17 protein-coding genes are annotated in these 13,397 nt (G+C 24.9%); 10 read left to right on the top strand and 7 right to left on the bottom strand.

The window, feature by feature from the left end:
• Positions 1-318, bottom strand: a 318-nt coding sequence (locus HMPREF0202_RS14430) for a MobA/MobL family protein (protein ID WP_023051458.1), incomplete at its 3' end; no start/stop codon positions are given.
• Positions 319-555: 237 nt separating this feature from the next.
• Positions 556-1,098, bottom strand: coding sequence for an HdeD family acid-resistance protein (locus tag HMPREF0202_RS14425; protein WP_023051457.1), 543 nt, complete (start codon positions 1,096-1,098; stop codon positions 556-558).
• A gap of 191 nt (positions 1,099-1,289) precedes the next feature.
• Here HMPREF0202_RS14425 and HMPREF0202_RS15175 point away from each other — a divergent pair, with 191 nt between their 5' ends.
• Together HMPREF0202_RS15175 and HMPREF0202_RS14420 are read left to right on the top strand one after the other, a co-directional pair.
• Positions 1,290-1,454 carry a hypothetical protein gene (locus HMPREF0202_RS15175; RefSeq protein WP_023051456.1) on the top strand — a complete coding sequence of 55 codons (165 nt, stop codon included), beginning with the start codon at positions 1,290-1,292 and terminating at the stop codon, positions 1,452-1,454.
• 8 nt (positions 1,455-1,462) lie between these two features.
• A complete protein-coding gene (locus HMPREF0202_RS14420) occupies positions 1,463-2,131 on the top strand; it encodes a hypothetical protein (RefSeq protein WP_023051455.1) in 669 nt (222 codons plus the stop codon).
• A gap of 117 nt (positions 2,132-2,248) precedes the next feature.
• Here the strand turns inward: HMPREF0202_RS14420 and HMPREF0202_RS14415 are convergent, their stop codons facing one another.
• The 4 genes from HMPREF0202_RS14415 to HMPREF0202_RS14400 all read right to left on the bottom strand — a co-directional run bounded on the left by HMPREF0202_RS14415 (position 2,249) and on the right by HMPREF0202_RS14400 (position 5,796).
• Positions 2,249-2,614 (bottom strand): Rid family hydrolase, encoded by a 366-nt coding sequence (locus tag HMPREF0202_RS14415; RefSeq protein ID WP_023051454.1) that lies wholly within the window; start codon positions 2,612-2,614, stop codon positions 2,249-2,251.
• Between the two features lie 177 nt (positions 2,615-2,791).
• Complete coding sequence (locus HMPREF0202_RS14410) at positions 2,792-4,087, bottom strand: ABC transporter substrate-binding protein (RefSeq protein WP_023051453.1); 1,296 nt, start codon at positions 4,085-4,087, stop codon at positions 2,792-2,794.
• A gap of 34 nt (positions 4,088-4,121) precedes the next feature.
• Positions 4,122-4,925 (bottom strand): carbohydrate ABC transporter permease, encoded by an 804-nt coding sequence (locus HMPREF0202_RS14405; RefSeq protein WP_023051452.1) that lies wholly within the window; start codon positions 4,923-4,925, stop codon positions 4,122-4,124.
• A 1-nt stretch (position 4,926) separates the two neighbouring features.
• Positions 4,927-5,796, bottom strand: a complete 870-nt coding sequence (locus HMPREF0202_RS14400) for a carbohydrate ABC transporter permease (RefSeq protein ID WP_023051451.1) — start codon at positions 5,794-5,796, stop codon at positions 4,927-4,929.
• Between the two features lie 257 nt (positions 5,797-6,053).
• Between HMPREF0202_RS14400 and HMPREF0202_RS14395 the strand changes: the two genes are divergently transcribed.
• The 8 genes from HMPREF0202_RS14395 to HMPREF0202_RS14360 all read left to right on the top strand — a co-directional run bounded on the left by HMPREF0202_RS14395 (position 6,054) and on the right by HMPREF0202_RS14360 (position 12,992).
• Entirely contained in the window at positions 6,054-6,275 is a 222-nt protein-coding gene (locus HMPREF0202_RS14395) for a hypothetical protein (RefSeq protein ID WP_040407736.1), read from the top strand.
• A gap of 71 nt (positions 6,276-6,346) precedes the next feature.
• Positions 6,347-6,712, top strand: coding sequence for a hypothetical protein (locus tag HMPREF0202_RS14390; RefSeq protein WP_023051449.1), 366 nt, complete (start codon positions 6,347-6,349; stop codon positions 6,710-6,712).
• A gap of 663 nt (positions 6,713-7,375) precedes the next feature.
• Positions 7,376-8,257 (top strand): carbohydrate ABC transporter permease, encoded by an 882-nt coding sequence (locus tag HMPREF0202_RS14385; protein WP_023051448.1) that lies wholly within the window; start codon positions 7,376-7,378, stop codon positions 8,255-8,257.
• Positions 8,247-9,065, top strand: coding sequence for a carbohydrate ABC transporter permease (locus HMPREF0202_RS14380; RefSeq protein WP_023051447.1), 819 nt, complete (start codon positions 8,247-8,249; stop codon positions 9,063-9,065). The genes HMPREF0202_RS14385 and HMPREF0202_RS14380 overlap by 11 nt, the downstream gene beginning before the upstream one ends.
• 6 nt (positions 9,066-9,071) lie before the next feature.
• Entirely contained in the window at positions 9,072-10,151 is a 1,080-nt protein-coding gene (locus HMPREF0202_RS14375) for an ABC transporter ATP-binding protein (protein WP_023051446.1), read from the top strand.
• A gap of 2 nt (positions 10,152-10,153) precedes the next feature.
• On the top strand, positions 10,154-11,440 hold the full coding sequence (locus HMPREF0202_RS14370; RefSeq protein ID WP_023051445.1) for an ABC transporter substrate-binding protein: 1,287 nt from the start codon (positions 10,154-10,156) through the stop codon (positions 11,438-11,440).
• Between the two features lie 8 nt (positions 11,441-11,448).
• On the top strand, positions 11,449-12,213 hold the full coding sequence (locus HMPREF0202_RS14365; protein WP_023051444.1) for a TIM barrel protein: 765 nt from the start codon (positions 11,449-11,451) through the stop codon (positions 12,211-12,213).
• Positions 12,213-12,992, top strand: coding sequence for an HAD-IIA family hydrolase (locus tag HMPREF0202_RS14360; protein ID WP_023051443.1), 780 nt, complete (start codon positions 12,213-12,215; stop codon positions 12,990-12,992). The genes HMPREF0202_RS14365 and HMPREF0202_RS14360 overlap by 1 nt, the downstream gene beginning before the upstream one ends.
• A 41-nt stretch (positions 12,993-13,033) precedes the next feature.
• Here the strand turns inward: HMPREF0202_RS14360 and HMPREF0202_RS14355 are convergent, their stop codons facing one another.
• Positions 13,034-13,384: a DsrE family protein gene (locus tag HMPREF0202_RS14355; RefSeq protein WP_023051442.1), complete on the bottom strand. Its 351-nt coding sequence runs from the start codon at positions 13,382-13,384 to the stop codon at positions 13,034-13,036.
• Positions 13,385-13,397: the final 13 nt, after the last annotated feature.

The raw sequence follows: 13,397 nt of genomic DNA, 5'->3' as shown, positions 1-13,397 counted from the left end.
AATAGATACAGAATAGTGATATTTTCCCTCTAAAATAGTATCTATAAAATCATTTAAAAGTTCAATATTCTTCTCATGAGATAGTTCATTAGGAAGAGATATTCTAACCTCTTTATACACTGTGCCATTAATTCTTTCATTGTCATCAGCAGCTACCCAAAATTCTTTAGGAGATTTGCACCAATTAGGCAAATTGTGATTAGTGTATTTAATCTCAGTTTCTTTATTAGCGTATTTATTTTGTCCTAAAATATAGTCAATATGTGGCCCACCTTTTCCAACTCTACCATAAGATATATTCAAATGATAATTTGCCATGATTTCACCTCCTAAAAAAGTCGAAGACACCTGAAAGGTCAAAACACCTCTTCAAACACGCAGTTTCTAGCAATTTGCCAAGGCAAATGTTAGAAACTGTTAAGCGTGCACTATGGTGACTTCTGTTGAGTATTTATACAAGGTTATTGATCAATTTCTTTATTTTTGTTTTAATTCTATTTAAAAAAAAATAGAATCTCTATATATAAGAAATTCTACTTTTAATTTTTTTATTTATTATAAAATATTTCTTTTTATTGAAAAACTCATCATAACTAAATTTATGCCGCTAAATAAAATATACCAAGCTACACATAAAAAAATGAACTGTTGTGATATAAATGGAACTACTATTAATAAAATTCCAAATAAGATATCTATCAATCCATTACTAAAAGTTACACTAGATAATCCCGGAAAAATATTTTTATGAAACAAACTATTAAATACAACAAATATTCCTTTTAATAGCATAATGAATCCAATGTAAATTATTATAAAAATTTGACTTGAAAATGGAGTTATTAAAAGCGATAGTGCTGCTATAATTTCTAAAATACTTAAAAGTATAAATAAACTCCAATGAACATTTGGATTTTTGATTAACTGAATTCCTTTTACTAAATTCTTAACTCCATTCATAAAGAAAAATATAGCTAAAATTTCAATTAAATAAATAGAAAACATTAAAGGATTAAAGACACCAAACACTCCAATTAAACTAAAAATTATTCCAATTACTAATAATGTGAGGTAAATATTTTTTGATAAATTATTCATTTTTAAAACCACCCTTATATATTATTATTCTGATAAATTAATTGTATCATTTTTTTATTTTTTAACTATTTGAAACTTGTTACCTATTTTTCTTTCGTAATTTGCAAATATAATTTTTTTAAATTTTAACTTCATTTTTTCTACAAATTAGTATAAAATATACATATATAATTTTTTCGGGAGGGATTTATTTGAACGACTTAAATAAAAGAGAGTATTTATCAGAAAGTGAATTATGTGAAAAAATAACAAAAGAACTACTACCAAAATTAGAAGCATTAGATTTTAAATTAAAATCTATAAATTTTGAAAATTCTACTGATAGCTTATTAAAATTAAAGCTAACTAGAGTTTAAGATTATAAATGCTGTATATTATTTTTATAATTATTATCATAGTAGTAGTTTTCTTTCATATAAAAAATTCAAAATTTAAATCAAATATTAAAAGTCAAAATAATCAAAAAACTATATCAACATCAAAAAAAGTGACTAGTAAAACTTTATCTTCTACAAAACAAGAAGAATTAGAACTTTCTAAAAACTATAAAAAAATAATATTTTTTTCTTTGAGTAATAATATAGATATAACCTCAGATATTCTTTATATCAGTGCTATTAAGATTGGGTTTAATTTAAAAACAGGAGAGATAATCTATTTAGAAGAACTTAAAAATACTAATAATTTACAAGAATTTAAAAATTTTTCTAAAGATACATCACATTTTGTTTCATACAACACTAAACTTTATAACCATTTATTAAATTTAGGAGCTAAAATTCAATTCTGTACTATGCTGACAAATGTTAGCACTGTAGGAATAAAAAATTCTCATGGTAGAAATAGATGGCCAAAGCTTTTTGAAATATCAAAATATTATGGAATTAAATTTAATAATAATTTAAATCTAAATACTTTAAATAACATTAAACTCAATATACAAATATTTCAAAAGATGCTAAAACATCCTAAAACATCTATTATAGTACGTGATTTTATCTTTAATAACAAATCATTTTTAGATGAATTATAAAAAGCTAGATTAATCTAGCTTTTTATATACTCTTTAGAAAAATTATTCCTATATTTGCTAATACCACAATTCCAAGTAAGTTATACAATTTTTTCATTTTTAGTCTCCTTTTCTTTTTTATTTTGCTGCAACTAAATCCATCATAATTTTAGAATTTTTTGGTAAATGAGAAACTTCTAATAATGTTCTCGCAGGATTAATATTTTCTAAATATTTCCTATAAACTTTTTTTACTTTTATAAAATCATTCATATTTTTCATATAAATTGAAACTTTTACTATATCTTTTAATGAATATTCCATACTCTCTAATAAATTTTGAGTATTTTTAAAAATCTGTTCTATTTGTTCGCTAATATCTTTTGATACTATTTCCATATTTTCTAGACTTAAAGGTACTTGTCTTGACAAAAAAATTGTACCATTAACTTTTATTCCCCCTATAGCAGCTAGAAAATCAGTATTATTAATATTTTTTTTCATAAAATCAACTCCTGTATATTATTTTATTGGTTAGCTCTTATTGATATAACTTATAATACATCAAAAATATGGCTATAATATGTCTTAAACAAAAATAGTTGATTTTATTAAATATTAATTAGGATTACCCCCTATATCTATTTGATAAAAAAATCTCTATATAAAATAGAGATTTTTTTATTTATTTATTCTATTGTATCTTTGAATTATTTTATCCGAATCAATTACAACTTTTTCAACTATTTTATCAATAGAAGTTTTTCCTTCATAATTAATTTCCATTGCTTCAACCATTTTCTCTCTTACCTCTGGAAACACACCTAAAATAGCTCCTTGAGTAGCAAAAGATGGTTTAGTTTCTTTAATTTCAGCAACTGCTGTTTTAAATTGTGGATATTTTTCCATATTTTCTTTCATCTCTGAAGTTTCATAAGACCCTTTATTAACAGGATAGTATCCTGTATTAATTGACCAATATGTCTGGACATCTTTAGATGTTGCATACTTTACAAAATCCCATGCAGCTTTTTGAATATCATTATCTGAGGAATTTGTTATCCAAAGAGATGCTCCTCCAACAACACTTCCATTAAATTCTCCACTTGCATTTGGAATAAATCCTGTTCCTACTTCAAAATTTGAATTATTGATAATCCCTTTTATTCCAGCAGAAGAATCTAGATACATTGCAACTTTACCTGATGCAAAAGCTGTTCTAGTAGAATCCCATTCTCTTCCATAAGATGTTGCAGAATCCTCTTTATACATACCTCTTAACCATTCTAAAATTTGAGGTAAATCTTTTTTATAGGTAACTTCTGTTGGAGTTTCACCCATTCTTCCATTTTCTTTATTTACATATAATTTATTATCATTAGCTAAAAATTGCTCTATAAACCATCCATACATAATCATAGCTGAACCATATCTTTCAATTGAACCATTACTATTTTTCTTTGTTAACTTTTTAGAATATTCAGCATATTCAGAATAACTTCTAGGTGGACTATTTGGATCTAATCCCACCTCTTTGAAAGCATCTTTATTATAAATTAATATCGCTGTTGACGAGTTAAACGGCATTGAATATAATTCACCACCAATTCTATAGTAGTTCAGTAAAGCATCCTCTAAATTATTTACATTAAAATTATCTTCTTTTATAAACTTCTCAATTGGAGTTATAGCTCCGCTTTTATACATAAAAGCTGTTGAAATATCATTCATTTGAATTAAGGCAGGTGCTTCTTTTGTTCCTGAAATAGCTTTAAATTTAGCTATTGTTTCTTCGTAAGATCCTTGATAAATTGCTTCTATTTCAATATTATTTTGTGAATTGTTATAGTCTGTAACTATTTTATTCAAACTATTTTGAAGCTGTCCACTCATTGAATGCCAAAATACAACCTTCTCTTTTGCAAATATAACCGTTGAAAATGTTAATCCAAATACTACTAAGTTCTTTAATTTCATTTCTCCTCCTAGTTATTTTTTAATTTATTTTAAATTATTCTTTTACTCCTCCAGATGTCATACCTTTTTGAAGTTGACTTTGACCCAAAAATAAAACCACTAAAGATGGTATTATTACTATGACAACAGCTGCCATCAAAACTCCAAAATTTGTTCCTTCTTCTGATTTTATCATTTTTAATCCAATTTGAATGGTTCGTGAGTCTGGCCTTGTAGATATCATTAATGGCCATAAATACATATTCCAAATATTTAAAAATGAATAAATTCCCCAAGTACTTAAAATTCCTTTGGATAGAGGTAAAACTATTTTTAAATATATAAATCCATGGCTACATCCATCAATTTTAGCAGCTTCTATTAAAGATTTATTTAATGTTTTAAATTGTTGAACCATTAAAAATATTCCTAATCCATTTGCTAAAAAAGGTAATATAATTCCTATTTTTGTATTTAATAATTTCATTTTTAAAATTATAAAATAATTTGGAATAAATATCGCTTCCCAAGGTATAAATATCGAGCCCATTACTAGTAAAAAAACTAATTTTTTCTCGTTAAATTCAACAAAAACTAAAGCATATGCTGTTAAGCTACATATAATAACTTGAAAAATCATTGCAACTATTGATGTTATTAAGCTATTTAAGAAAAACTGAAGTATTGGAATATTTTGAAGCAATTCTCTATAATTTATAAAATCTATCTTAGATGGTAAAAGTTTTCCACTCATAATATCTTTAGTCGTCATAAAGCTTGCTATCAGAGAATAAATTATTGGAAAAAATACTATAACTCCTGAAATAATAAGTAATGTATAGATAATTCTTTTTTTCATATTATTGATAGTGCACCTTCCTTTCCAATTTAAATTTAATCACCATTATAACTGTAATTAATAAAAGTAAAAATAATCCCTGAGCACTAGCATAGTCAAATCTATAATTACTAAACGCTGTTTTATATATGCTATAAACTATAAAGTTAGTTGAATTTGCAGGTCCACCACCAGTTAACATATCTACTTGACCAAAACTTTGAAAAGCTTTTAATGTTGTCGTTATTAATAAATAAAATAAACTTGGACTTAATAGTGGAATTGTTATTTTAAAAAGTTTTGTAAAATAGTCTACTCCATCTACTTCACAACTTTCATCTATTTCTTGACTTATATTTTGTAATCCTGCAGTTAAAACTAAAAAACCAAATCCTATATTCATCCAAATTGTGGCAAAAGAAATTGCCCAAATTGCATAAGTTGAACTTGTAAACCAATTTATTGGTAAAATTCCAAATAAATTTAAAATATCATTTATTAATCCTACGCTTGGATGAAATAAAAATAAAACTATACTTGAACTTGCAGATACTGATACACCCATACTTGATGAAAAAATAATCCGAAATAGCTTTATTCCCTTTAATTTTTCATTACATATTATTGCTAAAAATAAAGATATTATCATGCTAAATAAAACTGTTATAAATGAAAATTTTAAAGTTACTAAAATACTCTCGTGAAATGTTGAATCTGTAATTAGTTCATAAAAATTTTCAATTCCAGCAAATTCTACTATTTGTCCTTTTGCATCAGTGAATGATAAAGAATATAAAATAGTTTTCATTAATGGAAAAATATAAAATGTTATTAGTATTACTAATGATGGTATTGAAAATAAAATACCCGTTAATTTTTGTTCTTTTTTCATAATCCCTCCTCGAATAATACTTTATACTATGTATGTTAATTCATTATGAATTTTATGTAAAAGTTATGTATAATTTTATTTATTAATTAATTTTATTTTCTTTAAATAATTTGAAATTTTTAATAAAAAATTTTTTTTAAAATTTCAAATAGAAAATTAAACATAATTTCTATATAATGTTTATATACATAAACTTTAAAACATACAAAAAAAGTATAGTTAAGTTTTGTTTAAATTTTTCAATCAAGGGGAATGCAATGGAACAATACAATGACGAACAAAGAAAAATAGATTTACTAGAATGGTTTTTAGAAAATAATTTTTTTAATAAGAGAATTGAATATTACATGAAGAAATTTGAAATTATATCTAAAATTCAAAATATCAATGAGAAAAGAGAAGAATTTTTAAAATTTCAAATTGAAATTTTAAAAGAATTTGATACTATGTCTAATAAAAATTTAAGATTAATTATATAAATTTAATATAAAAATATGCTATACTTGAGAAATAGTACATAGTTTAAATTTATAAAAATTAGGAGGTATTTATGAATTTCAAAATTTTATTATTAACTACAACTTTTATATTTTTAGCTGGGTGCAAACCTTTAACCTCAAAATCAAACTCAAAGGTATCAGCTCCACTAAATCAATCACTTATAGCTCCTAAAATTAATGAAAATCAAAAACTTGTTTTAATATCTAATAGTAATAAAACTATTGGAACTCTTATTACAAATGACAATTGGGAAACTGCTACCTTTACAGACTCAAATAAAAAAACATATAATTTAACTAGAGCTGTATCAGCTGACGGAATTAAGTTAAATAATGGTCCTATAGTAGTTCATTTTAAAGGAAATGAAGGAATTCTAGAAAAAAATAGTATTGTTACTCATTTCTTAACTAAATAAGTTTTTAATATTAAAAAGATAACTTTCTACTTTTGAAGGCTATCTTTTTTTATTTTTATATAAAAATTTTAAATATTAAGAAATAGCTTGGATATTGTCTAACTATTTTAGGATTTTTAAATTTTGAATATCTAGATGTTCTTACTAAAAAATAAATAAGGTAGATTATATTGAATTAATCTACCTTCTATTTATTATAATATTATTTTAAATTTTTCTTTATACCATCTCTACTTATCTAATATATAAACTCTTTCTATTTGATTTTCTTCCCATATAACTTTAGCTACTCCCATTAATGTAACCCCTAGTGTTAAAAGTAAAATTATTTTTTTCACTTCATTCCTCCCTGACAAATAAATTTAGTAATATTAGATTTTTTTAAAAAAATAAATTTTTCTTTATATTCTATCATATTTTATCTTTATTTTGTTAATTTTTAACATAAATCAACTTAAAAATTACACGAATATCATATAAATCAACATAAACTTTCACAATTATACTGATATTCTTGTAATATAAACTCACAAACTATATCAATTTTTTCATTTACACTTTTTTTACAAATTTAAACATACTTTTACCTTAAATTGATTTTCATTTAACATCTATCTGATATTATATTTTGAGTTTGAGAAAGAAATAATTTAAGGAGACATAATGAAAAAAAAAGAAACACTTTTAGCAACAGCATTTTTAATGCCCGCTTTAACCATTTTTACCATTTTTATTTTTTATCCCATTTGTAAAACTTTCTATTTAAGTTTTTTTCAATGGAATATGATTAGTAAAAATAAAAAATTTATTGGACTTGAAAATTATACAGATATATTAACAGAAAATAGTGTCCATAAATCTTTAATAAATACTCTTATATACATAGGTTTATTAATTGTATTTAACTTTATACTTCCATATATTATTGCTTATGTTTTAGCATTTTTAGTGAGTAAATTTAAAGGTTTTTATAGAACTATGTTCTTTTTCCCCAGTATAATTTCATTAGTTGTAGCTTCTCTAATTTTTATATGGGTATTTAATCCTATGATTGGACCTATATCAAAAATTTATGAGCTCTTAAATTTAAAACCTCAATTTTGGTTAAAAACTAATGGTCTCGTAATGGTTTTAATAACTCTTATAACTACTTGGAAAATTTTTGGTTATAATTTAATTCTTCTATTAGCTGGAATACTCGAAGTTCCTACTGAACTTATAGAAAGTGCTAAACTTGATAAAGTTTCAAACTTACAAATATTTCTATATATTGTTATCCCAATGACATCATCAACTGCACTATATGTTATCGTTATGACAATCGTATATGGATTACAGCAGGTATTTGTTCCTATAAATGTTTTAACTCAAGGTGGACCAAATAATGGTAGTACAAACCTTGTATATAGTATTTATCAGTATGCATTTACATTTTTTCAAACAGGAAGAGCTTCAGCACTTTCTGTTATAACAATGCTTTTCTTCTTTATATTAATTTCTATAAAGATTAAAGTTTTAGAAAAAGGAGTTTACTATGAAAATTAAAGAAAGTAAGTGGCATGTCTTGTTTTTACTAATTATAGGAATTCAAATTTTTCCTCTTATATATATGTTATCAATCTCTTTTAAAAGCATGAGTCAAATTTTTGCAGATCCTTTAAGTATAATTCCCAGAGTTATAACATTTAGAAATTATACTTATATATTTGAAAACGTAGATATTTTAAGATATATATGGAATACATTTTTTATATCTGCTGCTATAACTTTCGGTAAAATTATCACGAGTATTTTAGCTGGGTATATTTTAACTTTTAAAAATTTTAAAGGTAAAAAAATCTTAATTTTTCTAATTTTAGGAACTCTATTTGTTCCTTTTACAGTAACTATGATACCTAATTATCTTATGATTTCTAAGATTGGGCTTTTAAATTCAAGCTTAGGAGTTATCCTTCCTCAATTAGCTGATGGAATGGGAATATTTATGATTATACAAAATATGAAAGGAATCCCTAAATCTATTCTTGAAGTAACTAAATTAGATAAAATTAAAGAAACTAAAGTCTTATATTATATTATTTTACCAATGATTAAAAATTCTATTATATCTATGGGAATACTATTTTTTATAAACTCATGGAATGAGTATTTTTGGCCTTTATTAATTTTAAGTGAAAAGAAAAACTACACGCTATCTTTAGCTCTTCAGATGTTTATAAGTTCTGAAGGTGGAAACGATTGGGGTGTAACAATGGCGATTGCAACATTAACAATTATTTTTCCAATTATTATGTACGCATTCTTCCAAAAAAAAATAATGACGAGTTTTGTAAAATCAGGAGTAAAAGGATAGGTAAATATGAACGAAATTAAATTTAAAAATGTATCAAAAAGTTATGGAGATACAAAAATTGTAAACAATTTAAACTTAACAATAAAAGCTGGAGAAAGATTAGTCTTATTGGGTCCATCTGGATGTGGTAAAAGTACAACTTTAAGAATGATCGCTGGCTTAGAAGAGATTACATCAGGAGATATATTATTTGGGGATAAAAGAATCAATGATATAGAAGCGGGTGATAGAGATATTGCAATGGTATTTCAAAACTATGCCCTATATCCTCATCTTACAGTATGGGATAATATAATATTCGGATTAAAAATGAATGGAGTAGACAAAACTGAAATCAATACAAGAACAACTGAGGTCATAAAAATATTAAATCTTCAAGGATTAGAAAAAAGGTATCCTAAAGAATTATCTGGAGGACAAAGACAAAGAGTAGCTCTTGGTCGTGCTGCTGTAAAAAATTCTGATTTTTTCTTACTAGATGAACCTTTATCAAATTTAGATGTTCAACTTAGAAACTCATCTAGAGAAGAGCTTATAAAGCTACACGAAATAAATAGACCTACATTTATTTATGTTACTCATGACCAAATTGAAGCTATGACAATTGGTCATAGGATAGCAATTTTAAATAAAGGAGATTTACAGCAAATAGACACCCCTGAAGAAGTTTACAATAACCCAGCAAATATATTTGTAGCAAAATTTATTGGAACTCCACCTATGAATATCTTAATAGGCAAAGTTGCTAATAAAAAACTTTATATAAATGATAGGTGTATATTCAGTAATGAAAATGTAATCCCTAATTTAAGTAACAGAAACTTAATATATGTTGGCATTAGACCTGAACATATTTTAGTTTACACTGAAGATGCTTTTAATAGAATTCAAGGAGAAGTAACAAGAATTGAAAACTATGGAAACCAAAAATGTATCTCAGTTTCTATTGGAAATGAAAATATAAAAGCTTCTATTAAAAATGACCAAGATATAAAAAAAAATCAAAAGATTTATTTAGAAATCGATACAGCAAAATGTAGCTATTTTGATATCAAAACAGAGACAAATTTAAAAGTGGAGGGATAATTTTGAAGAAAAATATTTTAAAAGGAATTATTTTAGGAAGTCTATTTTTAGTAGGATGTGAAAAAGAAGAAAAAACTACAATATCAAATAAGCCTATCGAAATTGAATATTGGCATGTTGCATCTGAAAGTTTTGGCGGTGGAACAATAAAAGAGCTCGTTAAAAATTTTAATGAAAAAAATTCTGATATAAAAGTTATAGAAAAATTTAACCCTGATATGTATAAAGGATTAACACAAAATTTACAGGTAGCCGTAGCTGCGAGAAAGAAACCTGCCATTGTTCAAATGGGATATTCATATTTAAACTATGCAAATGATAATTTTGATTACGTAACAGCTCAAGAAATTATAGAAAAATATTTTCCTGAAGATAAAAATTATTTAAGTAATAATTTTTTATCAAATATATTAGAACTTGGGCAAGTTAATGGAAAGCAAGTTGGAATTCCATACTCAATAAGCAATCCAATCATGTATATTAATTCAGATCTTATGAATGAAGCTGGAATAAATATAGCAAATACTCCTAAAGACTGGGAAACTGTTCGTAAATATTCAGAAATAATAAAAGAAAAAACAGGAAATATGGGATTATTTGTTCAAGAATATGCTGATAATTGGGCTCAACAAGCTTTAATTGAGGGAAATGGAGGTAAAATTTTGATAGAAAAGGATGGAAAAACTATTCCAACATTTGCTTCCAAAGAATCCTCTGAAGCATATCAATACTTAGCTGATATGGTTCAAGATAATATAGCTTTACATGCTTCTAATGATGAAGGATTCCAAACATTTTTAAATGGTAGACTTGGAATGGTTATAACTACAATTGGAAAAAGGGATAATTTTGAATCAACAGCTAAATTTAAAATAATCGGTGAAAAATTCCCTGTATTTAATGGAAAAGAAAGAAAATTACCTGCTGGTGGAAATATGTTAATGATTATGACAGATAGTTCTGACGAACAAAAAGCTTCTTGGAGATTTATGAAATATTTATTAGAAGAAGAAGCTTCTGAAAAGTGGACTAAAGGAACTGGATATTTACCTTCTGCCATCCAAAATGAAAATAGTGAAATCGCAAAATTTTTAAATGAAAATCAACTTATGAGAGTAGCTAATGAACAACTCAAAAATATGGGGAAATGGGCTAGTTTTTCAGGAACTAATGCACTTCAAGCAGAACAATTATTAATCGATGTTAGAGATGTTATTTTAAGTGGTGAGAAAAAAGCAGAACAAGCTTTAAAAGAAGTTGAAGAAAAAATAACAAACTTAGTTAAATAAGGAGAAATATGAAAAATAATATATTTGTAAGTGATCTTATATTTTATAATGACACAAAAGAAGAAACACTTAACTTTATTGAAATGTATGATTTAAAAAATTTAGAATTTTTTTTAGAACCTAGAGATTTTAATCATACAGAAAAATTTAATTTTTTAATTAAACATGCAAAATTAGAAAATGTATCTTTTCATGGTCCCTATAGATTCTTTAATATTGATTGTAGCAATATCTTGTGGGAAGAACTTAAACTAAACTTTGTCGAAGCTTTAATTTGTTGTAAAAAAAATAATGGTGAATTTCTTGTTCTCCATACAAATGAAGCTAAAAGAAAAGACAGTTCTAAAAAAGAGATTGAGAAAAAGTTAGATGAATTATTACTTTTAGGAAAAGAAATCGGAGTTCAAATACTAGTTGAAAATGTTGGTATTGGAAAAAATATGATTTACTCTCAAAAAGAATTTGAAAAATTAGTTCTACAAAAAAATCTTAAAGTTTTAATTGATATTGGTCATCTATTAGCTAATAAATGGAATTTAGATGAAATTTTAGAAACTTTAAAAAATAATATTATAGCGTATCATATTCACAGTAATGATGGAGAAAAGGATCTTCATCAGTCTATTTTTCACGGTACATTTAATGGTGACGAAATTTTAAAAAAAATACTTTTAGAAACCCCAAATAGCAAATTAGTTTTGGAATATTCCCCAATAACAGATAAAAAAATACTTTTAGATGATTTAAAAAGAATAAAGGAGATACAAATTTAATGAAACAATATAAGGGATATCTTTTTGATATCGATGGTACAATCTTACTTGGAAACACTCTTATTCCAGGTGCAAAAGAAAAAATAGAAGAATTAAGAATGAATGGAAAAAAAATAAGTTTTTTTACAAATAATTCATCAAAAAATCCTAAAAAATATGTTGAAAAATTTAAAGAGTTTGGAATTGAATCTGAATTAGATGAAATAATAACTGCAGGAATGGTTTTACTATCACATATTGAAAAAAATTATAGTGATCAAAAAGTTTATATCATTGGAACTGAAGAATATAAAGATTTATATAGAAATAAAGGAATCCAAGTTGTAAATGAGGTATCTGATTTTAATAATCATAATATTGATATATTAATTATCGCTTTAGATACAGAGTTAGATTTTAAAAAAATTGAAACTGCTTGTCAATTATTAAAAAAAGATATTAAATACTTTGCTGCTAATGAAGATTTAGTTTATCCGATTGAAAATAAAGTTTATCTTCCAGATTGCAAAGCAATCTGCAATATGATTGAAGTTTGTACGGGAAAACAACCAACATATTTTGGAAAACCTAATTTTATAATGCTAGAATATGCTCTTGAAAAGTTAGGGTTGGATAAAAAAGATATTGTTATTGTAGGAGATCGATTATATACAGACATAGCCTGTGGAAATATAAACAATTGTGATACAATCTTAGTTTTAAGTGGTGAAGGTACCGGAAAAGAAATTAATACCATATATAAACCTAATTATATTTTAGAGAGTATTAGTTATCTTTAAGTAAAATGGCAACCAACTTTAAATTTGGTTGCCATTTTGTTTTAAGGTTTAATATAACTATACCCATCTTGTTGCTTCAAAATTAACTCTATCACACCTGCAGGAACAACTTTTATAAAATCATAAAGGTCTTCTTTTTTTACATTATATTTTTTCATTGTGTTATTACAAACTGAAAATATTACATTTTTTTCAACTAATTCTTCCAGTTCCTCTTTTTTTAATATACCTGATAACTTTTTTATACCATTAATAGCTGTACCCATAATAACTACTTCTAAACAATATTCCGAACCTAGTTCTCTTATTCCCTTAACTACATTTTTTAAATTTCCTATAAGAACAGACCAACGCTCTTCTTGATTAATATCAAAAACTACTTTGACTATCATCTTTTCTCCTTTG

Source organism: Cetobacterium somerae ATCC BAA-474 (genome assembly GCF_000479045.1).
GTDB lineage: Bacteria > Fusobacteriota > Fusobacteriia > Fusobacteriales > Fusobacteriaceae > Cetobacterium_A > Cetobacterium_A somerae.
This window is presented reverse-complemented; position numbering and strand designations above follow the sequence as displayed.

What these genes read in the sequence shown, in the direction of transcription:
- HMPREF0202_RS14425 (WP_023051457.1), bottom strand. Translation starts at nt 1,098, where the DNA reads ATGAATAATTTATCAAAAAATATTTACCTCACATTATTAGTAATTGGA.
- HMPREF0202_RS14420 (WP_023051455.1), top strand. Translation starts at nt 1,463, where the DNA reads ATGCTGTATATTATTTTTATAATTATTATCATAGTAGTAGTTTTCTTT.
- HMPREF0202_RS14415 (WP_023051454.1), bottom strand. Translation starts at nt 2,614, where the DNA reads ATGAAAAAAAATATTAATAATACTGATTTTCTAGCTGCTATAGGGGGA.
- HMPREF0202_RS14410 (WP_023051453.1), bottom strand. Translation starts at nt 4,087, where the DNA reads ATGAAATTAAAGAACTTAGTAGTATTTGGATTAACATTTTCAACGGTT.
- HMPREF0202_RS14405 (WP_023051452.1), bottom strand. Translation starts at nt 4,925, where the DNA reads ATGAAAAAAAGAATTATCTATACATTACTTATTATTTCAGGAGTTATA.
- HMPREF0202_RS14400 (WP_023051451.1), bottom strand. Translation starts at nt 5,796, where the DNA reads ATGAAAAAAGAACAAAAATTAACGGGTATTTTATTTTCAATACCATCA.
- HMPREF0202_RS14395 (WP_040407736.1), top strand. Translation starts at nt 6,054, where the DNA reads ATGGAACAATACAATGACGAACAAAGAAAAATAGATTTACTAGAATGG.
- HMPREF0202_RS14390 (WP_023051449.1), top strand. Translation starts at nt 6,347, where the DNA reads ATGAATTTCAAAATTTTATTATTAACTACAACTTTTATATTTTTAGCT.
- HMPREF0202_RS14385 (WP_023051448.1), top strand. Translation starts at nt 7,376, where the DNA reads ATGAAAAAAAAAGAAACACTTTTAGCAACAGCATTTTTAATGCCCGCT.
- HMPREF0202_RS14380 (WP_023051447.1), top strand. Translation starts at nt 8,247, where the DNA reads ATGAAAATTAAAGAAAGTAAGTGGCATGTCTTGTTTTTACTAATTATA.
- HMPREF0202_RS14375 (WP_023051446.1), top strand. Translation starts at nt 9,072, where the DNA reads ATGAACGAAATTAAATTTAAAAATGTATCAAAAAGTTATGGAGATACA.
- HMPREF0202_RS14365 (WP_023051444.1), top strand. Translation starts at nt 11,449, where the DNA reads ATGAAAAATAATATATTTGTAAGTGATCTTATATTTTATAATGACACA.
- HMPREF0202_RS14360 (WP_023051443.1), top strand. Translation starts at nt 12,213, where the DNA reads ATGAAACAATATAAGGGATATCTTTTTGATATCGATGGTACAATCTTA.
- HMPREF0202_RS14355 (WP_023051442.1), bottom strand. Translation starts at nt 13,384, where the DNA reads ATGATAGTCAAAGTAGTTTTTGATATTAATCAAGAAGAGCGTTGGTCT.